We start from the raw sequence: 17938 nt of genomic DNA, 5'->3' as shown, positions 1-17938 counted from the left end.
CCTGTTTGTCCTGATAGGGGGCTTAGGCCTCGCTGCTTCCCGTGGCCTTGATGCAGATCAACCGGGCCGCTTCCAGGAGCGGTAGCGCGGCGCCTGGCCGGGCCGGTGGGGCACCACGGCCGCGCTCAGCCGCTGCGGATCGAGCAACGTCACCCCGCCAGGCACGACTCCGAGCGAACCTTCCGCCGACAGCCGGCCCAGCACGCGGCTCACGGTCTCGATGGCGAGGCCCAGATGGTCGGCGATATCCTGCCGGCTCATGGGCAGCTTGAGCATGGGCTCGGACTCGCTGCCGGTGCTGCGCTTGTGGAAATCGAGCAGGAAGCTCGAAATCCGCTCATCCGCCGTCTGCCGGCCGATCCAGGAGAGCTGCCGCCGCAGCCGCGACAGGTCCCGCACCGTGCGCGCCAGGAGCTGCGCGGCGAGCACCGGCTCTCGCGCCAGCAGCCCCGCCAGCGCGGACCGGTCGATCAGGCACAGGCTCACCGCGTCGATCGCCTCGGCGCTGAGATCGTTGAGCCCCTCGTCGAGATTGAGCGCGTCGCCCGCGACGGCGAAGCTGACGATCTGGCGGCGCCCGCCGGAGAGGGTCTGGAACAGGCGCACCGTCCCGCTGCACAGGATCGCGACAGGCCCGGCGGGTTCGCCCTGCCGAAAGATCATCGTGCCCGGTGCGGCCAGGCGCTGCGGCAGCGGCTGCGCCGGGCCATAGTCACGCCAGAGGCAGGCGGCGCAATCGCTGCGGGTCATCGTGCCGGTCCGGCCGGCGGCATCGAAGGAATGTGCCATGGCGAAGCCTCCTCACACGGCCGGGCTGAAGCGGCGCGCGGCCTGGTCGAGATGGCTGTCGAAGGCCGAGGCGATCTTGCGTGCCATCAGCCGGGTCTCGTCGTGGAGGCGGATACGGCTGCCCTGCAGTGTCACCAAGCCTTCCGCGGCGAGCGGCGCGAGCTTGAGCAGCGAGTCGTCCAGCAGCCCGCGTGGCGCGCCATGGCGGGCACAGATCGCGCCGATATCGACATCGAGGTCGCACATTAGCCGCTCGATCACTTCCGCCCGGAGCCTGTCGTCGGCGCTGAGCCGATAGCCCTTGGCCGTGGCTGGGCGCCGCTGCGCGAGCGCCTGCGCATAACGGGCGAGCACGGTGTCGTTCTGGACATAGCCCTGCGGCAGCCGGCCGATCGCCGAGGCACCGAGGCCGATCAGGACTTCGCAGGCATCGGTGGTGTAGCCCTGGAAATTGCGGTGCAGCCGGTTTTCGTCGAGCGCCCGCGTCATCGCATCGCCCGGCAGGGCGAAATGGTCGAGGCCGATGCGGCGATAGCCGGCCGCCACGAGCCGGCCCGCGATCGCCTCCGCCTGTTCCTGGCGCGCCGCGCCGTCCGGAAGCTGCGCCTCGTTGATGCGGCGCTGATGCTTCTTGAAGCCCGGCACATGCGCATAGCCGAAGACCGAAATCCGGTCCGGCGAAAGGGCGAGGCTCTGCTCCACCGTGTCGAGGCAGGAGGCGACGGTCTGGAGCGGCAGGCCGTAGATCAGATCGAGGCTGATCGAAGCGATCCCCGCCTGCCGCAGTCCGGCCACGGTGCCGGCCGTCTGTTCGACGCTCTGGACCCGGTTGATCGCCTTCTGAACCTGCGGGTCGAAGCTCTGGACGCCGAGGCTCGCCCGGTTGACGCCGTTTTCGGCGAGGGCCGTGATCATCGCCGGATCAAGCCGGCGCGGATCGATCTCGATGGCGATCTCGGCATCGGCGGCGAAGTCGAAGGCTCGGTGCAGGCGCCCCATCAGCGCCGTGAATTGCTCCGGGCAGAGAATCGTCGGTGTGCCCCCGCCGAAATGCAGGTGGCGCACCGGCAGCCTGCGGCCGGCCCGCTCGGCGACGAGGTCGATCTCGTCATGCAGCGCGTGGAGATAATCCGCGATCGGCCCGCCGCGCAGCGCCACCGTGGTGTGGCAGCCGCAATACCAGCACATCGACCGGCAGAACGGCACATGCACATAGATCGAAGCGTCCAGCCCGCCGGGCAGCTGCGCGAGCCATCGGCCGTAATCCTCGGGCCCGATCGCGGCATCGAAATGCGGCGCGGTCGGATAGCTCGTATAGCGGGGAAGCCGTTCGTCGCGATAGGAAGCCGGGCGCATCGGGGACCGCATCGTTGAGAGATCTCGACGAGCGATACGCCAGGCCGATGTGGCACACTTTGATCTGGGACAAGGGCCTGCGCCGGAAAGGCGAGTTCCGGCGCCGGCTCGCGCAAAGGCGTCAGGGCGTCATCACCACCTTGATGCAGCCATCGGCCTTGTCGCGGAAGGTGCGGTAGAGTTCGGGGCCGTCCTCCAGCCCGGCCCGGTGGGTGATGACGAAGGACGGGTCGATCTCCCCGTTCAGAACCTTCGCCAGCAGCGGCTCGAGATAGCGGTGGGTATGGGTCTGCCCCGTCTTGAGGGTGAGCCCCTTGTTCATGAAGGCGCCCATCGGCACCTTGTCGAGAAAGCCGAGATAGACGCCCGGCATCGAGATCGTGCCGCCCTTGCGGCAGCACATGATCGCCTCCCGCAGCACATGCGGCCGGTCGGTGCCGAGATAGAGGCTGGCCTTGACCTTGTCGACGACGGCGTCGACCGAGCCGCCCGCATGCGCCTCCGCGCCCACCGCGTCGATGCAGCGGTCGGGCCCGCGCCCCTTGGTCATCTCCATCAGCCGGTCATAGACATCCGCATCGTCGAAATTCACGATTTCCGCCCGCCCGGCCCCGGCGGCAAGCGCCAGCCGCTCCGGCACGTTGTCGATGGCGATCACCCGGCCCGCCCCCAGCATCCAGGCCGACTGGATGGCGAACTGCCCGACCGGCCCGCAGCCCCAGACCGCGACCGTGTCGCCGGGCTCGATCTCGGCGTTCTCGGCGGCCATGTAGCCGGTGGGGAAGATGTCGGACAGGAACAGCACCTGCTCGTCTGGAATGCCATCTGGAATCTTCACATGCCCGACATCGGCATAAGGCACGCGTAGATATTCAGCCTGCCCGCCCGCGAAGCCGCCGAGCATATGCGAATAGCCGAACAGGCCGGAGGGCGACTGGCCCATCAGCTTGCGGGCCTGCTCGGCATTGGGATTGGAGCGGTCGCAGAGCGAGAACATCTGCTTGCGGCAGAAAAAGCATTCCCCGCAGGCGATGTTGAACGGCACCACGATGCGGTCGCCGACCTTGAGCTTGCCGACCGCGCTGCCGACCTCGACGACCTCGCCCATGGTCTCGTGGCCGACGATGTCACCGGCCTCCATCGTCGGCGTGTATCCGTCATAGAGGTGCAAGTCGGAGCCGCAGATGGCGCAGGCGGTGACCTTGATGACCACGTCCCGCGCATCCTCGATTTGCGGATCGGGAACCGTGTCGCAGCGAATGTCGCTCTTTCCGTGCCAGCGCAGTGCCCTCATCGATCGCTTCCCTCTGTCGCGCAGCCGCGCCCCGTCGTTCGGAGGGGCAACCGCCGGGCTCCCGCTGCCGTTCGGGGGGCTCCGGTGCGGGTGCGTGGGCGTACCGAGCCGGGGCGGGGATCGCTCCGCTCCGTTCTGTCTGGATGACAGCGGAAGGAGACAGGCGATGACCGGCAGGGAATGGGCGCTCGCATTGGCCGAGCGCTATCAGGGAACCGACTGGATGGCGGAGCTCGCGCGCCGAAGCGGCGAGCCGCGCGACAAGGTGGAATGGCATCTGCAGGAGGAGATGGAGCCTCCGCCCGCGATCGCTCAGGCGGCGGAGTCGCTTCTGGCGGACAAGCCGACGAGGGACCTGCCGCGCGGGGATTTGAACGCCGATGATCTGCCCTTCTCTGGCGTTCCGGAATTCATGGGCAGGCTGCACAAGGACTGAGAGCGAGGCTCGCGCGGACATCGTCAGCGCGCGGGAACAACCCTTCGCGCGAGGGATGGCATAGCCCCTCGCGCGAAAGCCGGTCAGCCCGATTTCGGGCCCTTGGGGTCGCGCTCGCGGCCATGGCCGCTGCCCTGCGTGGCATCGCCATCGCCGGAGAGCACGACCGGGTTCGCGCTGTGCAGCCCGCCCGCATTGGGCTTGGCCGGCGTCGGCGCGTACTGGCCCTGCGCATCCTTCTGGGCCGGGGTCCCGCTTGCGGCATCCCGCTTCAGCTTGCGGTCGGTCTCGTCGCTATGCTGCGTCATGATCATCTCCTGATCGCTCCGTCTGCCCGCCATCAGCGATGCTTGTTGGCCGGAAGGCCCTGCTCTTCACCCGGCTCATAGGGCGCGTGCGGCCCGGTGACATGGCCCGAGCGCGGATTGGGTCCGGGCCGCGTCTCGCTCTCGGTGCCAGGCTGTCCGGGACGGCGCGGCGTGTCCATCGGGCGCGGCGCGGCACTGTCGCCGTCGAGGCCGGGTGCTCCGTCCGGCAAAGCCTGCCGGTTCTCGATCTCCGTCATGGCGTCCTCCTGTGTTCCGAAGCGAACGGGCCGCGCGCGGAGGAGTTCCGGCCGGCCGCACCGCGCGCGCCCTTTGCCGCATCCCGCACGCAGCGCGTCCGTCATCGCACCGCAGGGAACCGGTCCGGAGCGCGGGCCGTTGGCCGGGCATGCGCGGCCCTGTCGGCCGCAACCCCGCCGCTCGCCAATAGGGAGATCGCCATGCCCGCCCGATCCGCCGCTCAGCAGAAGGCCGCCGGTGCCGCGCTCGCCGCCAAGCGCGGCCACATCAAGAAAAGCGAACTCAAGGGCGCCTCTCGCGAGATGGAGAAAACCATGAGCGAGAAGGAACTCGACGAGATGGCCTCGACCAAGCGCAAGGGAAAGCCCGAGCACGTGGACAGCGGGTCGTGAACCCGATCAACCGAAACGAGGAAGCCGACATGAACGCACATCCCAAGCCGCCCTTTCCGGACCAGCGTCAGCCCATGCCCGGGCGGACCGGCGCGATGGACCCGCGCCCGGACCATGGCGAGGAAAGCTATGTCGGCTCCGGCCGGCTGGCCGGCAAGCGCGCCCTCATCACCGGCGGCGACAGCGGCATCGGCCGCGCCGTCGCGATCGCCTTCGCCCGCGAGGGGGCCGATCTCCTCATTTCCTATCTGAATGAGGACGAGGATGCCCGTGAGACGGCCGAATGGGTCGAGAAGGCCGGCCGCAAGGCCGTGCTGGTGCCGGGCGATATCCAGGATCCGCAGCACTGCCGCGCGCTCGTCGACAAGGCGGTGGCGGAGCTGGGCGGGCTCGACATCCTCGTCAATAACGCCGCGCATCAGGCGAGCTTCGCCAAGATCGGCGACATCTCCGACGAGGAGTGGCAGCTCACCTTCGCGGTGAACATCCACGCCATGTTCTATCTCACCAAGGCGGCCGTGCCCCATCTGAAGCAGGGCGGCAGCATCATCAACACCGCCTCGATCAATGCCGACAAGCCGAGCCCGGCGCTGCTCGCCTACGCCACGACAAAGGGCGCGATCCAGAACTTCACCGCCGGCCTCGCCCAGTTACTGGCCGGCGAGGGCATTCGAGCCAATGCGGTGGCCCCCGGGCCGATCTGGACGCCTCTGATCCCCTCCACCATGCCGAGCGAGGCCGTCACCTCCTTCGGCAAGCAGGTGCCGATGCAGCGCCCGGGTCAGCCGGCGGAACTGGCCACCGCCTATGTGATGCTGGCCGATCCGCTGTCGAGCTATGTCTCCGGGGCGACCATCGCGGTGACCGGCGGGCAGCCTATCATCTGAATCGCCTTGCCCTCGCGAGGGCCCAGCAAAAAGCCCCGCCGGCTCGCACCGGCGGGGCTCTCTTTTCGTCGGCGGTCGGAGCGCGCCGCTCGGATCAGGCCGCGCGGCGGTTGATGCCGCCGGTGGCAAGCGAGGTCAGCTTCTCGTCGGTGGCCGCTTCCTCGTCGAGATTCTGCTGCAGCAGCGCCGCGCAATCCTCCCGGCCGAGCTGTTTGGCCCAGGCCACCAGCGTGCCGTAGCGGGTGATCTCGTAATGCTCGACAGCCTGTGCGGCAGCGATCAGCGCGGCATCCAGCACCTGCTTGTCCTCGACCTCCCCGGCGATCTCGTTGGCCTCTGAAATGATCCCGTCGATGGCGGGGCAGGTGACGCCCTTCTCCTCGACGCCGTGCTGGCGGAAGACCTGGCGCAGCCGCTCGATCTGCCCTTCGGTCTCGCGCAGATGCATTTCGAAGCCCTGCTTCAGCTCGGGCGCGGTCGCCTTCGCAATCATGTCCGGCAACGCCTTCGTGATCTGGTGCTCGGCATAGTAGATGTCCCGCAGCGTATGGACGAACAGATCGTCCATCGTCGCGATGTCCTTGGAAAACCAACCCATTCCGGAATCTCCCTGTCGGTGAGGACGCCCCCCGGCGCCTGACGGGGCAACCAGCCGCGACCGAGCCCGTTCCGCCGGGGTCGGAACCGGACGCTGGAGGCCCGCAGCCTCGGTCAGAGGATCTTCTGGTCGAGATTGAGATAGGTGCCATCGAACTCGGCCAGCCGAAGCAGGCCGTCCCAGTCATGGATGACGATCTCGAACCCCTCCCAGCTGACGAGGCCGGTGGCGCGCAGCTCCTGGATCGTGCGGTTCATATGCACTGGCGAAAGGCCGAGCGCGTCGGCGAGTTCGCCCTGGGTGATCGCGAGATTGAGCTGCCAGTCGCGCGCCCGATCCACCAGCCGCAGCCGCAGATAGGTCTCGCACAGCAGATGGGCGAGGTGGGCGAGCGCCCGGCTGCGGCCGAGACAGGCGATCCAGGCCCGCTGGATCGCCGCGTCCACCGCGGTGAGCAGCCACAGCACGCGCCCCAGCGACGGCTCGGTGTCGATCACGCGAGCGATTTCGCCATGCGGGATGAAGGTCGCGACGCAGTCGGACAGGGCGGTCACGCCATGGTCGATCTCTTTCAGGATGAAGCCATGCAGATCGACGAAATCCCCGGCGAAGTGCAGGGCGGTGAATTGGCGTTTGCCCTCGCCGTTGATGGTCTCGCGCGCGGCGATGCCGTCCACGATCACGCAGGATTCGGAGAGGCGCGAGCGGCCGAAGATGATCGGCGCGCCCCTGCGATAGGAGCGGTGGTTCCGCCGCATCGACAGAAGGAGCGCCTCCTGTCCGGATGTCAGCGGGACCCTCGCCCTCAGCAGATGCAGCAATGGGCCCAGGCTGTCCATCAAGTCACCTCGAAATCGAGGCGCACGCTAAGCGCTCCGGCTCACGCCCAGGCTAACCTATGTTAACGCGGAATGGTTGTCCTCAGGGATGCGTCGCGCCGTCACGTTCGGGGACATGATCGCCTGTGGCTCGACCGTCTGCGGCGAGGCCCCGCTCCAGCTTTGGGCAAAGGCAAGGAGTCCGGGCCGATCGAGAACTTCGATGCGGCCGCGCTTGGAGCGAATCAGGCGCTCGCCTTCCAGGACATGCAGGGCGACGGTCACGCCAGAGCGCCGCACGCCCAGTGCCCGCGACAGGTCGTGATGGGTCACCACGATCAGATCGCTGGCGAGGATGGCGCTGCAGCGGGCGACCCAGCGCGCGACGCGGCGTTCCAGCGTCAGGGCTACGGTCTCGGCCGCCTCTTCGAGGAACTGGGCGGTCGCTTTCAGGGCGTAGACCGCGAGCCGCTCGCGCAGCTTGCCGTCGGTCGCCACCACCTCGCGCAGCTGGCGCAGCGACACGCAGATGAAGCCGCCGGGCCGGAAGACCTCGGCGAGGATCGGCGGGAACTGCCCGGTGAACAGCCGCTGCAGGCCGATCACATCCCCGCGCATGGCGAAACCCACCTGAAAGCGGGTCGTCTCGCGCTGGAGCACCAATGTGGCGATGCCATCGACCGGGAAATACACCATCTCGTCGATGGCGAGCTGCGCACCGGCACGCAGGTTCAGCCTTTTTGCGATCGGGGCCAGCCTCTCGGCCAGTTCGTCACGCGGAAAACCCCCCCGGGGTTCGCAAGTCACAAGGCGCCTCCTCTTGGGAAACGTCATCCTGCCCCGCCGTTGCAGCTCTCACATTAACATGCGTTATGCCGGCCCGGCCTTTTTGTCTTGGGGCCGCGTGGCTGCCCCGCGTCCGGCGCGGGGTCAGGCTAAGCTGTCCGGCTCGGCCGCGTCGCGGAACCTGGCTACGGCCTTGGCCGCCAGATCCTGCTCCTCCTGCCCCGCCTGCAGCAGCCCTGCGACGATATAGGCGAGGCGAAGCCGGGCCCGCTCGCGCAGGGCAGGGTCGTCGGGCAGCGCTCCGCTGACGACAGCCCACGCTGCGTCCACCGCCGCCTGAGCGCGCGCGATCTCCCCCGGACTCCTCAGTGAAGAAAAAGGCAAACCATCCCCGTCGGCAGCACGAACCGCGCGAGAATACCGTCTTGCATGCCTCCGTCCAGGCCATTGTGCGCGGCCGGACAGAGCGGGAGGTGCCTGTCATGGGATAAGGCGCGCGCTCCCGATCCGATGAAACTGGTGTGGCTACGGTCCAACCCCTTATGGAAGGAGCCTGGCCTATGATGGAGCGTGCGTCACCTTACGTCGTCAGCATCGCCTGGTACGAAGAAGACGATTATCTCTGCCTGTCCGGCTGCGATGGACGCGGGCAGGCCACTAGCGTCCCTCCCGCCTATTCGGCATGGCGGACGGAGGCCACGAGCAGCGTCTTTGCCCTGCTGGAGGCAGGGCGCGCGGTCGACCTCGTCACCGTGCGGGCCGGCCCCTATCACCGCTGGCTCGGCCCTCGGCCCGATACGCGGCAAGCGCGCTCGCACTATGTGGCGAGCTGTTCGGCGGGGTCCCAGGCGCCCCGTTGCGGCGAATCGGCCTGATCCGTTTCGGTCCCGGCTGCGTAGAAAGGGGCTTGTAGCCAAACGACGAAAGCCGCCGGGAATGGATGACGATCGGCGCCCGCCCCCTTCCGCCGATAGGCTGCGCGCTTCCGGCACCGCAGAGGCCCGGCCGCTGGCCAAGGGCGTTGGCGGCCAGGGACGTTCCGGCTCGGCCCTCGCGCTGCTGCGCCGGTCGCTCGCGCGTCCCGGGGGCTGCGCCGATGTCGAGGCTTATGCGGGCCGGGTGGTCGATCGGCTGGACGCGCTGGCCCGGGCGCAGGCTGCGGCGGAGCCGACGGGGCGCATCGGCCTGCAGGCCCTGATCGCCGACCAGATGCTGCGCTTCCGGATCCGCGAAGGCGAGCTGCTGCGGCTGGAAGGGCCGGATCTCTGGTTCCGTCCCTGGCCGGGGCATGTCATGGCGCTCGCCATCCACGAGCTCGCCATCAATGCGATCGAGCACGGCGCCCTGGGCGGAGATGGCCTGCTCGATGTGGTCTGGCGTCTCGAGGGCGAGCGGTTGAGCCTGCTCTGGCGCGAAACCGGGGGAACGCCCACCGCCGCCCCGGCCACGACCGGCTTCGGCATGGAGATGCTCGGCCCTGTGCTCCGGGAGGAATTCGGCGCCGAGACAGGGCTTGACTGGTCTGGGTCCGGCCTTGTCTGCCGAATCGCATTCCCCTGGTCTCCGATGATCGGCTCCGCGGCAAACGAGGGCTGAACCGGCAGGACCCCGAAAGGGATTCCGCGCCGCGTCGGTGACCCGGCGACCGGAACCTGGGCCATCGCGCCTCCGAACGGGCCTGCTGCCAGTATATAAGGTCCTGGTGGAGCATCGGATTTTTCAACAAGTCCAGTCCGCCTTTCTGCGGTGCGCTCCAGGGCGGGCTGGACTCTCCCGTCTCAATTGGTTCTATAGTGGTCCTATGAGGACCTTATCCGCCGCGCAGAATCTGCCTCAGGACGGCAGGCGATGACCGCACCGCCGGCTACGCTGCGCGCCCAGAGCGGCGCCGAGAGTGCGGCTCGCCCGTCGGCGTGGCACGTTGTCTCGGCGGCGAGCGCGCAGGGCAGCGCGCCCTTCAACGAGGATGGCGTGGGCGTGCGGGGTGCGCATGCCTGGATCATCGACGGCTCCGCCTTCTTCACCGGCCCCTCGCGCCTCGCGGGCACCTCCGAGGGGGCATGGCTCGTCTCCACGATCGACCGCTGGCTGCGCGACACCGAACTCGCGCCGCTGACCCTGCCGCAGATCGCCGCCCGGCTGGACGCCCATCTGACGGACTGTGATGCCGCGCTCGGCCCGGCTGCGTCCGAGCGCGGCGATGGGCAGGGCCCGACCGCCGTCTTTGCCCTGCTGCGGCTGACGGCCGAGGGGGAGGGCTTTCGCGCCGAGGCCATGCTGGTGGGGGACGTCTGCGTGCTGATCGCGGACCGGGACCGGGTCGCCCGCTGGACCGATGAACGGGCCCAGCCCTTCGAGGCGCGCACCATCGCGGCTGCGAGCGCCGCCGGCCGCCCCGAGGCGGGAGCGATCGCTCCGGACGCCTTGGCGCAGGTCATCGCCAATCGCCGTTCGCTCAACCGCGATGGCGGTTACTGGGCCATTGCGCCGGGGCAGCCCTGGCGGCAGGGGCTGCGCACCCTCTCCCTCGACCTGTCCGCAGAGGCGACGCTGCTGCTGGCGACGGACGGTTTCATGCGCCTCGTCGACATGATGGAGCGCTATGACGATGGCGGGCTGCTGGCGGCCACGACGCAGCGCGGTGCGGCGGCGATGATCGCCGAGCTGCGCGACATCGAGCGCGAAGACGGCCGGGCCGAACGCTTCGCGCGGGTGAAGCTCCATGACGACGCCACCGCGCTCATGCTGCGCCCCGGCCGCGCCGGGCCTGACGAAACCACCCATGAAAAACAGAACGGGGAGTAGAGGCATGTCGATCGCGACCACACTCAAAGCGGGGCTGAAGACGCGCATTCTGGCGGGGCTGGCGCTGGGCGCGCTGGCCGGCGCTATGCTGCTGGGGGCGCCGGCGCGCGCGCAGGATCTCACCATGTGGAGCTGGCGGCAGGAGGACAAGGCGGCCTATGCCAAGCTGATCGCCGCCTTCCGCAAGCAGCATCCCGACATCAACGTGAAGTTCGAGGCTTTCGAGGCCGCCAATTACAACACGGTGCTCTCCACCGCGCTCGCCGGCGGAACCGGGCCCGATATCGTCCAGGCGCGCTCCTATGGAACGCTGGGCGTCGGCAAGCCCGATTATCTGGTGCCGCTCGACAAGAGCGCCGTGCCGGAGCTGTCGAACTTTCCGGACTCGGCGCTCGCCGCCGAAACCATGCGCGCCGACGGCAAGCTCTATGCGGTGCCGCTGGCCTCGCAGACCATGCTGATCATCTACAACAAGGAGCTGTTCGAGAAAGCTGGGGTGACGCCGCCCGGCACCTGGGACGAACTGGTGACCGTGTCCAAGACGCTGAAGGACAAGGGCATCACCCCCTTCGGCAACGGAACCGCCACCGCCTGGCAGAACGAGACCATCGTCGGGGCGCTGCTCTCCTCCCAGATCGGCAAGGCCTTCGAGCAGGATGTGCTGGCGGGCAAGGCCGATTTCACCGATCCGCGCTTCGTCGGCGCGCTGACGAAGCTCGACGAGATCAAGACCTATTTCGCCCCCAACTTCTCCGGCGTGGACTATGCCGCCTCGCAGCAGCTCTTCGCGACCGGCCGGGCGGCGATGTTCGCCGGCGGTTCCTTCGAGATCGCCAATTTCCTGCGCCAGAATCCGAAGCTGAAGCTCGGTCTCTTCGCCTCTCCGGTGGCCAAGGCGGGCGATCCGCGCCTCGTCGCGCTCTATTACGACGGGGGCTACGCCATCAACGCGGCCTCGAAGAACAAGGACGCGGCGCTGAAATTCCTGCGCTTTCTCGGCACGCCCGAATTCGGCACGCTGTTCTCCAACGAGCTGCAGAACATTTCGCCGATCAAGGGCGTCGCCTTCGAGAATCCGCTCCTCAAGGAGGTCTCGACGCTCAACCAGAGCGCGATGTCCTACATCATGCTCGTGAACTTCCGTTATCAGGAGCCGAGCGGCTCCGTGCTGCTGCAGGCGGGCGTGCAGAAGATGCTCGCCGGCAAGGCGACGCCGGCCGAGATCGGCGCCGAGATCACCAAGGGCATCGCGACTTACTATCCGCCCTTCAGGAAGTGATCGGCCGGGCGCAGCAAGCCCCACGGGGCTGCTGCGCCCTCGCGTCCGGCGAGCGAGCGCATGACGACATCCCACCGCAACCGCGAGCGGCGCCGCCGCGCCGCCTGGATCGGCTTCCTCATCGCCCCCGCCCTGGCGACGATGCTGCTCTTCGTCGTCTGGCCGCTGCTGACCGCGCTGAGCTCGGCGTTCTACCGCTGGGACGGCATGGCGCGCGGCGCCTTCGTCGGCTTCGCCAATTTCCGCGACGTGCTCGTCGGCGACCATTTCGCGGCGCTGACCTGGCGCGCCTTCGGGCATAATCTCTTCGTCTTCGCCGCGCTGTTCCTGGTCCAGAACACGGCCGGCTTCCTGCTCGCCTGGCTGATCTACCGCGAGCCCTTCGGCTATCGCTTCCACCGCATCGCGATCTTCCTGCCGGTCATCCTGTCGACGGTGCTCGTCGGCTTTCTCTGGAAGCTGTTCCTCGATCCCAATTTCGGGCTGGTGAACCAGCTTCTCGAGATGACCGGGCTCGGCGCGCTGCGCCAGCCCTGGCTCGGGCAGGAAAGCACGGCTCTGCCGGCGCTGATCCTTGCCAATGCCTGGCATTGGGTGGGCTTTCCGGCCCTGGTCTATCTCGCCGGCATGCAGCGCATTCCGCGCGAGATCCTGGAGGCCGCCAAGCTCGACGGATGCACCGGCTGGCAGACGTTGACCCGCGTGGTCTGGCCGCTGGTGGTGCCTTCGACCACCATCACCCTGACCCTGCTCTTCATCGGCGCCTTCAACTGGTTCGAGCTGCCTTACATCATGGCCGGGCTCGACGGCTCGCCCTATGGCGCCACCGATGTTCTGGGCCTGTATTTCTACCGCACCGCCTTCGGCAACCAGGCCGGCGGCATCCAGGATTTCGGCCATGGCAATGCCCTGGCCGTGCTGATGTTCCTGTTCATCGCCGCCGTGGCCACGGTCATCACGCAGTATCTGCGCAAGCGGGAGATCGCGCTGTGAGCGGGCGCCGGGACGCCAACGATCCGCTGTTTCCGCGCGCCGGCGCCGGCAGTCTGCTCGCCGCCGTGGTGCTGGCCGGCAACACCGTGCTGATGCTCTACCCGATCGTCATCATGGTCTTCTCCGCCTTCAAGACCACAGCGGAGATTTTCGACGCCCCCTTCGCCGCGCCCGATTTCACCTATATCGAGAATTTCCGCCGGATCTGGGGGGAGACGAGCCTGCCGGGCTATTTCCTCAACTCGGTCGCGATCACCGCCAGCTCGATCGCGCTGACGCTCGTCCTGGGAACGATGGCGGCCTATGCGCTGGCTCGCTACCGCTTCCCTGGCAATTCCGCGATCTTCATGCTCTTCCTCGCGGGGCTGATGCTGCCCCTGAAGCTCGCGGTGATCCCGCTCTTCCTGCAGATGCGGGATTTCGGCCTGCTCGACACGCGCACCGGCCTCGTCCTGATCTACACGGCGATGGGGCTGCCTTCGACGATCTTCATCATGACCGGCTTCCTGCGCACGCTTCCGGTCGAGCTGGAGGAGGCGGCGCGGATCGACGGCGCTTCCGAGCCGCGCATCATGCTCTCGATCATGCTGCCGCTCTCGGCCCCGCCGATGGTGATCGCGGCGATCCAGAACGCGGTGCCGACCTGGAACGACTTCTTCTTCCCGCTTGTGTTCATTCAATCGGACGGGCGCAAGACCCTGCCGCAGGGCCTGTCCGTCTTCATGGGCGAATACACCACCGATTGGGGCATGCTCTTCGCCGGCCTGACCATCGCCGCGCTGCCGCTGACGCTGGTCTATATCGCGATGTCCCGCCAGTTCATCAGGGGCATGACGGCAGGGGCCGTGAAATAGGTCTGCGCAAGCCGAAAGGCCTGGCCGAAGCCAGGCCCTCGCCGAGACAGGGGGGCAATCTGCCCGAGCCGGCGATCAGAACTCTTCCCAGCCGGAATCGCCTCCGGACGCCGTGCGACGCGGCTGCGGCGCGGGCGCCGGGGTGCGGGCCGCGGCGCGGGGCTGCGTGACGCGGGCCATCTGGGCCGCGACTTGGCGCAGCTCTTTGACGCCCTCGGCCGGGCGCTGGGCCGCGCCGGTCATGCCCTTGACGGTGAAGCCCGCGACCAGGCTCTGGAGGGCGCCGGTCGCCGTCTGCAGTTCGGCGGCGACGCTCGCGCTCTGGTCCGCCATGGAAGAGTTGCGCTGGGTCATCTCGTCCATATGGGCGACGACCTTGGCCACCTCCTCGATGCCGTTGGCCTGTTCGCGGGACGCGCTCTTGATCTCGTCGAGAGCGGCCGAGACGCTGGTCGAGGAGGTCACGATCTCGGACAGCGCCGCGCCGGCCTGCTGCACCAGCTTGACGCCGCCGGCGACCTGGTCGGTCGAGTTGATGATGAGCTTCTTGATGTCGTTGGCGGCGTCGCTGGAGCGCTGGGCCAGGGTGCGCACCTCCGAGGCGACGACGGCGAAGCCCTTGCCGGCATCGCCGGCGCGGGCCGCTTCCACCGCCGCGTTGAGCGCCAGCAGATTGGTCTGGAAGGCGATGTCGTCGATGACCCGGATGATCTCGCCGATATCGCTCGACGCCTTCTCGATGCGCTCCATCGCGTTCACGGCCTCGCCGACGATGCTGCCGCCGCGATGGGCGACGCCGTTGGCGGTGTTGCCGAGATTGGCGGCCTCGCAGGCGCGCTCGAAGCTCTGCTTCACCGACGCTGCGAGCTCCTCCGTCGTGGCGGCGGTCTCTTCGAGGGAGGCGGCCTGCTCTTCCGCGCGCTGCGCCAGATCCTTGCTGTCGGCGCCGATGCGGTTCGAGCCGGAGCTGATGCGCTCGGAAATGCCGCCGACGGTCTGGATCACGGTCGAGAAGCTGTCGAGCAGATCGTTGATGCCGCTGCACAGCTGCCCGACCTCGCCCGTCTTGCCGGCGAGCGGGATGCGCTGCGTCAGATCATTGGCCTGCGTCGCGGCGATCACTGCGCGCGTCTCCGCGACAGCGGTTTCGAGCGTCGCGGCGGCCATGCGCGTGGCGGTGATGTCGGTGGCGTATTTGACGACCTTGTAGGGGCGTCCGACCGAGTCGAGGATGGGGTTGTAGCTCGCCTGCAGCCAGACCTGCCGCCCGCCCTTCGCGATGCGCAGATACTGGGCTTCGTCATGCTCGCCGCGCCCCAGCTTCTGCCAGAACTGCGCATAAGCCTCGCCGCCGCGCTCGGAAGGCTGGACGAACAGCGCGTGTTTCTGGCCCTTGATCTCGGCCAGGGTGTAGCCCATCACCTTGAGGAAATTGTCGTTGGCGTCGAGAACGTTGCCCAGAAGGTCGAATTCGATCACCGCCTGCGATTTTCGGATCGCGGCCAGCTGCCCCTCGGCATTGGCGACGGCCTCCTTGATCGGGGTGATGTCGGTCGCGTATTTGATGACCTTGAACGGCTTCTGCCCGTCCGTGCCGCAGATCGGCGTGTAGGTGGCCTGGAGCCAGACCCGCCTGCCGCCTTTCGCCACCCGGGCGAATTGCGCCTGGAACGCCTTGCCGCTCTTCAGGTCGGACCAGAAACTGCGATAGGCCTCGCTGTTCCGCTCCTCCGCGGGCACGAAGATCGCATGGTGCTGGCCGATCACCTCGCCGCGCTCATAGCCGACGGTTTGCAAAAACATCTCGTTGGCGTCGAGAATCTTGCCGTCGAGATCGAATTCGATCACGGCTTGCCAGCGCCGGATCGAGCGGGCTTCAGCCTCCGCCTGCCGGCCCGATTTTCCGAAGAAACCCATTGTGCTGTCCTGGTCAGAGGCATTTACCTGTCGTCAATCAAGTTCCCTTGGGTCGGTTAGTAAAATGTTACTTCGACGGGCGGTTGCGCAGGAATTTTCCACTCAGCCTCCCCGATGTGCATTTGGCGGCGATGCGGGACGTCAGGGGCACCCTTTCGGTGCCGTTTTGCCCATTCCGACGCCATGTTCGGCTGCGCCGATGCGAGCGGGCGGCCAGGCGCCGCATGGTCGGCCCCGGACCAAGGGGCCCGATGGGAAACCGCCGTGGAGCCGTGGCGTTATGCCTGCGTTCGGCATTGGGGGAAGACGATGTTCCGCGTCCACGACTATCCGTTCGGGGCCAGGCTGACGGGCGATGGCGCCCTGTTCCGTCTTTGGGCGCCATCCGCCGACACGGTGCGACTCTGGACCCCCCAGGGCGAGCACACGATGGAGCGCGATGCGCAGGGCTGGCACAGCGCGAGGGTGGCGGATGCCGCAAGCGGCATGCTCTACCGGTTCCGCATCGGCGACCTCATGGTGCCCGATCCGGCCTCCCGCTTTCAGCCGGACGACATCGACGGGCCCAGCATGCTCGTCGATCCTGCCGGCTATCGCTGGTCGGACGGCGAGTGGCGCGGCCGCCCCTGGGAGGAAGCGGTCATCTACGAGCTGCATGTCGGCACCTTCACGGCCGAAGGCACCTATCGGGCCGCGCTGCGGCGACTGGAAGGGCTCCGCGATCTCGGCATCACCGCGATCGAGCTCATGCCGATCGCGGATTTCCCCGGCTCGCGCAGCTGGGGCTATGACGGCGTGCTGCACTATGCGCCCGACAGTGCCTATGGCGCGCCGTCCGACCTCAAGGCGCTGATCGACCATGCCCATGAGCTGGGGCTGATGGTGTTTCTGGACGTGGTCTATAACCACTTCGGTCCGCAGGGAAATTATCTCCCCGGCTATGCCAGCCCCTTCTTCACCGAGCGCCATCAGACCCTGTGGGGCGCCGGAATCAACTTCGACGGCGAGCATGGCCGCATCGTGCGCGACTTCTTCCTGCACAACGCCCTGTATTGGCTCGACGAGTACCATTTCGATGGGCTGCGCTTCGACGCGGTGCATGCCATCGCCGACGACAGCAAACCGCATTTCATCGCAGAACTGGCGAGCCATATCCGCTCGGAGCTGCCGGGGCGACACATCCATCTGATCCTCGAAAACAACGCGAACGAGGCCCGCTGGCTCGAACGCGGCGAGAGCTTCGAGCCGACCCTGCACACGGCGCAGTGGAACGACGATATCCACCATGCCTGGCACCGCCTCCTGACCGGCGAGGAGGAAGGCTATTACGGGGATTACCGGGACCCGGCCGCCCATCTCGGCCGCTGCCTCGCCGAGGGCTTCGCCTATCAGGGCGAGGCCTCGGGGCACGATGGCGGCCATAGGGGCGAGCCTTCCGCCCATCTGCCGCCCTCCGCCTTCATCTCTTTTCTGCAGAACCACGACCAGATCGGCAACCGCGCCAGCGGCGACCGGCTGGTGACGCTGGCGCCTCCGGAGCGCCTCTCCCTCGCCCGCGCCGCACTGCTGCTGGGGCCACAGATCCCCATGCTGTTCATGGGCGAGGAATGGGGTGCGACCACCCCGTTCCAGTATTTCGTCGACTTCACCGACAGCGATCTCGCCAAGGCGGTTCGGGAAGGGCGGGCGCGGGAGTTCGCCGGTTTCGGGGCGTTCAGCGACGAAGCGCTGCGCGACGCCATTCCCGACCCGACCGCGGACACCACCTTCGCGCATTCGCGGCTGAACTGGGACGAGCGCGAGGAGCCGGCCCATCGCGGCGTGCTGGAGGAGACCCGGCGCCTCCTCGCGGTGCGGGCGAAGTCCATCGCGCCGCTGCTGGCCTCGCCCTATCGTGGTGGCCGCTGGACCCGCTCCGACGATGATCTGCTCGACGTCTCCTGGGATTTCGCGATCGGGTCGATGAGGCTTCTGATCCATCTCGGCGAGAGCGCGTGCGAGGTTCCTGTCCCCTCCGGCTGGGACATCGCCTGGGCGAGCGAGGGCATCGTTCCTGCCGAGGCGGTGACGCTCACGCCCTGGAGCGGCGCGCTGCTGATCCGCCGGCCCTGACGCTGCGCGCCGGTTTCCCCGGCCGCGAGGAACACGGGCGCCATTCGCGCGCTTAT

Annotated in this window: 20 protein-coding genes; 10 read left to right on the top strand and 10 right to left on the bottom strand. The window is 67.9% G+C overall.

Features of this window, described 5'->3' with window-relative positions; translation table 11 throughout:
• Window positions 1–57: 57 nt before the first annotated feature.
• The 3 genes from ACOJTB_RS06625 to ACOJTB_RS06615 form a co-directional block, all read right to left on the bottom strand.
• Window positions 58–789, bottom strand: a complete 732-nt coding sequence (locus tag ACOJTB_RS06625; RefSeq protein WP_420101733.1) for a Crp/Fnr family transcriptional regulator — start codon at window positions 787–789, stop codon at window positions 58–60.
• Window positions 790–801: 12 nt separating this feature from the next.
• On the bottom strand, window positions 802–2145 hold the full coding sequence (hemN, locus tag ACOJTB_RS06620; protein ID WP_420101732.1) for an oxygen-independent coproporphyrinogen III oxidase: 1344 nt from the start codon (window positions 2143–2145) through the stop codon (window positions 802–804).
• 121 nt (window positions 2146–2266) lie between these two features.
• Window positions 2267–3439, bottom strand: coding sequence for a zinc-dependent alcohol dehydrogenase (locus ACOJTB_RS06615; RefSeq protein WP_420101731.1), 1173 nt, complete (start codon window positions 3437–3439; stop codon window positions 2267–2269).
• 166 nt (window positions 3440–3605) lie between these two features.
• Here ACOJTB_RS06615 and ACOJTB_RS06610 point away from each other — a divergent pair, with 166 nt between their 5' ends.
• Window positions 3606–3875: a hypothetical protein gene (locus ACOJTB_RS06610; RefSeq protein ID WP_420101730.1), complete on the top strand. Its 270-nt coding sequence runs from the start codon at window positions 3606–3608 to the stop codon at window positions 3873–3875.
• 83 nt (window positions 3876–3958) lie between these two features.
• Here ACOJTB_RS06610 and ACOJTB_RS06605 read toward each other — a convergent pair whose 3' ends face one another.
• Entirely contained in the window at window positions 3959–4183 is a 225-nt protein-coding gene (locus tag ACOJTB_RS06605; protein ID WP_420101729.1) for a hypothetical protein, read from the bottom strand.
• 32 nt (window positions 4184–4215) lie between these two features.
• Window positions 4216–4440 carry a hypothetical protein gene (locus ACOJTB_RS06600; protein ID WP_420101728.1) on the bottom strand — a complete coding sequence of 75 codons (225 nt, stop codon included), beginning with the start codon at window positions 4438–4440 and terminating at the stop codon, window positions 4216–4218.
• Between the two features lie 201 nt (window positions 4441–4641).
• Between ACOJTB_RS06600 and ACOJTB_RS06595 the strand changes: the two genes are divergently transcribed.
• Window positions 4642–4833, top strand: coding sequence for a DUF3008 family protein (locus tag ACOJTB_RS06595; RefSeq protein WP_420101727.1), 192 nt, complete (start codon window positions 4642–4644; stop codon window positions 4831–4833).
• A gap of 29 nt (window positions 4834–4862) precedes the next feature.
• Window positions 4863–5720, top strand: coding sequence for an SDR family oxidoreductase (locus ACOJTB_RS06590; RefSeq protein ID WP_420101726.1), 858 nt, complete (start codon window positions 4863–4865; stop codon window positions 5718–5720).
• Window positions 5721–5814: 94 nt separating this feature from the next.
• Here the strand turns inward: ACOJTB_RS06590 and ACOJTB_RS06585 are convergent, their stop codons facing one another.
• The 4 genes from ACOJTB_RS06585 to ACOJTB_RS06570 form a co-directional block, all read right to left on the bottom strand.
• Window positions 5815–6318: a YciE/YciF ferroxidase family protein gene (locus ACOJTB_RS06585; protein WP_420101725.1), complete on the bottom strand. Its 504-nt coding sequence runs from the start codon at window positions 6316–6318 to the stop codon at window positions 5815–5817.
• A 113-nt stretch (window positions 6319–6431) separates the two neighbouring features.
• Window positions 6432–7157 (bottom strand): Crp/Fnr family transcriptional regulator, encoded by a 726-nt coding sequence (locus ACOJTB_RS06580; RefSeq protein ID WP_420101724.1) that lies wholly within the window; start codon window positions 7155–7157, stop codon window positions 6432–6434.
• A gap of 57 nt (window positions 7158–7214) precedes the next feature.
• A complete protein-coding gene (locus ACOJTB_RS06575) occupies window positions 7215–7943 on the bottom strand; it encodes a Crp/Fnr family transcriptional regulator (RefSeq protein ID WP_420101723.1) in 729 nt (242 codons plus the stop codon).
• Between the two features lie 123 nt (window positions 7944–8066).
• Complete coding sequence (locus ACOJTB_RS06570) at window positions 8067–8252, bottom strand: hypothetical protein (RefSeq protein WP_420101722.1); 186 nt, start codon at window positions 8250–8252, stop codon at window positions 8067–8069.
• A 233-nt stretch (window positions 8253–8485) separates the two neighbouring features.
• On the opposite strand from ACOJTB_RS06570, the gene ACOJTB_RS06565 reads away from it, so the two are divergent.
• The 6 genes from ACOJTB_RS06565 (at window position 8486) to ACOJTB_RS06540 (ending at window position 13853) form a co-directional block, all read left to right on the top strand.
• On the top strand, window positions 8486–8797 hold the full coding sequence (locus tag ACOJTB_RS06565) for a hypothetical protein (protein ID WP_420101721.1): 312 nt from the start codon (window positions 8486–8488) through the stop codon (window positions 8795–8797).
• Window positions 8798–8858: 61 nt separating this feature from the next.
• A complete protein-coding gene (locus ACOJTB_RS06560) occupies window positions 8859–9518 on the top strand; it encodes a sensor histidine kinase (RefSeq protein WP_420101720.1) in 660 nt (219 codons plus the stop codon).
• Window positions 9519–9770: 252 nt separating this feature from the next.
• On the top strand, window positions 9771–10727 hold the full coding sequence (locus ACOJTB_RS06555; RefSeq protein WP_420101719.1) for a hypothetical protein: 957 nt from the start codon (window positions 9771–9773) through the stop codon (window positions 10725–10727).
• A 4-nt stretch (window positions 10728–10731) separates the two neighbouring features.
• On the top strand, window positions 10732–12006 hold the full coding sequence (locus ACOJTB_RS06550; RefSeq protein WP_420101718.1) for an extracellular solute-binding protein: 1275 nt from the start codon (window positions 10732–10734) through the stop codon (window positions 12004–12006).
• Window positions 12007–12066: 60 nt separating this feature from the next.
• The gene (locus ACOJTB_RS06545; RefSeq protein ID WP_420101717.1) at window positions 12067–12999 is read left to right on the top strand and encodes a carbohydrate ABC transporter permease; all 933 of its coding nucleotides are present in this window, start codon (window positions 12067–12069) and stop codon (window positions 12997–12999) included.
• Window positions 12996–13853, top strand: coding sequence for a carbohydrate ABC transporter permease (locus ACOJTB_RS06540; protein ID WP_420101716.1), 858 nt, complete (start codon window positions 12996–12998; stop codon window positions 13851–13853). The genes ACOJTB_RS06545 and ACOJTB_RS06540 overlap by 4 nt, the downstream gene beginning before the upstream one ends.
• A 75-nt stretch (window positions 13854–13928) precedes the next feature.
• Here the strand turns inward: ACOJTB_RS06540 and ACOJTB_RS06535 are convergent, their stop codons facing one another.
• Window positions 13929–15770, bottom strand: a complete 1842-nt coding sequence (locus ACOJTB_RS06535) for a methyl-accepting chemotaxis protein (protein WP_420101715.1) — start codon at window positions 15768–15770, stop codon at window positions 13929–13931.
• A 309-nt stretch (window positions 15771–16079) separates the two neighbouring features.
• Between ACOJTB_RS06535 and treZ the strand changes: the two genes are divergently transcribed.
• Complete coding sequence (gene treZ, locus ACOJTB_RS06530) at window positions 16080–17882, top strand: malto-oligosyltrehalose trehalohydrolase (protein ID WP_420101714.1); 1803 nt, start codon at window positions 16080–16082, stop codon at window positions 17880–17882.
• Window positions 17883–17938: the final 56 nt, after the last annotated feature.

It is taken from the genome of Allobosea sp. (genome assembly GCF_048595345.1).
Lineage (GTDB): Bacteria > Pseudomonadota > Alphaproteobacteria > Rhizobiales > Beijerinckiaceae > Allobosea.
This window is presented reverse-complemented; position numbering and strand designations above follow the sequence as displayed.

Excerpts from the sequence above, each read along its gene's own strand:
- ACOJTB_RS06600 (WP_420101728.1), bottom strand. The coding sequence starts at position 4,440 with ATGACGGAGATCGAGAACCGGCAGGCTTTGCCGGACGGAGCACCCGGC.
- ACOJTB_RS06605 (WP_420101729.1), bottom strand. The coding sequence starts at position 4,183 with ATGACGCAGCATAGCGACGAGACCGACCGCAAGCTGAAGCGGGATGCC.
- ACOJTB_RS06555 (WP_420101719.1), top strand. The coding sequence starts at position 9,771 with ATGACCGCACCGCCGGCTACGCTGCGCGCCCAGAGCGGCGCCGAGAGT.
- ACOJTB_RS06580 (WP_420101724.1), bottom strand. The coding sequence starts at position 7,157 with ATGGACAGCCTGGGCCCATTGCTGCATCTGCTGAGGGCGAGGGTCCCG.
- ACOJTB_RS06595 (WP_420101727.1), top strand. The coding sequence starts at position 4,642 with ATGCCCGCCCGATCCGCCGCTCAGCAGAAGGCCGCCGGTGCCGCGCTC.
- ACOJTB_RS06545 (WP_420101717.1), top strand. The coding sequence starts at position 12,067 with ATGACGACATCCCACCGCAACCGCGAGCGGCGCCGCCGCGCCGCCTGG.
- ACOJTB_RS06590 (WP_420101726.1), top strand. The coding sequence starts at position 4,863 with ATGAACGCACATCCCAAGCCGCCCTTTCCGGACCAGCGTCAGCCCATG.
- ACOJTB_RS06610 (WP_420101730.1), top strand. The coding sequence starts at position 3,606 with ATGACCGGCAGGGAATGGGCGCTCGCATTGGCCGAGCGCTATCAGGGA.
- ACOJTB_RS06560 (WP_420101720.1), top strand. The coding sequence starts at position 8,859 with ATGGATGACGATCGGCGCCCGCCCCCTTCCGCCGATAGGCTGCGCGCT.
- ACOJTB_RS06550 (WP_420101718.1), top strand. The coding sequence starts at position 10,732 with ATGTCGATCGCGACCACACTCAAAGCGGGGCTGAAGACGCGCATTCTG.
- ACOJTB_RS06565 (WP_420101721.1), top strand. The coding sequence starts at position 8,486 with ATGGAGCGTGCGTCACCTTACGTCGTCAGCATCGCCTGGTACGAAGAA.
- ACOJTB_RS06585 (WP_420101725.1), bottom strand. The coding sequence starts at position 6,318 with ATGGGTTGGTTTTCCAAGGACATCGCGACGATGGACGATCTGTTCGTC.
- hemN (WP_420101732.1), bottom strand. The coding sequence starts at position 2,145 with ATGCGCCCGGCTTCCTATCGCGACGAACGGCTTCCCCGCTATACGAGC.
- ACOJTB_RS06625 (WP_420101733.1), bottom strand. The coding sequence starts at position 789 with ATGGCACATTCCTTCGATGCCGCCGGCCGGACCGGCACGATGACCCGC.
- ACOJTB_RS06535 (WP_420101715.1), bottom strand. The coding sequence starts at position 15,770 with ATGGGTTTCTTCGGAAAATCGGGCCGGCAGGCGGAGGCTGAAGCCCGC.
- ACOJTB_RS06615 (WP_420101731.1), bottom strand. The coding sequence starts at position 3,439 with ATGAGGGCACTGCGCTGGCACGGAAAGAGCGACATTCGCTGCGACACG.
- treZ (WP_420101714.1), top strand. The coding sequence starts at position 16,080 with ATGTTCCGCGTCCACGACTATCCGTTCGGGGCCAGGCTGACGGGCGAT.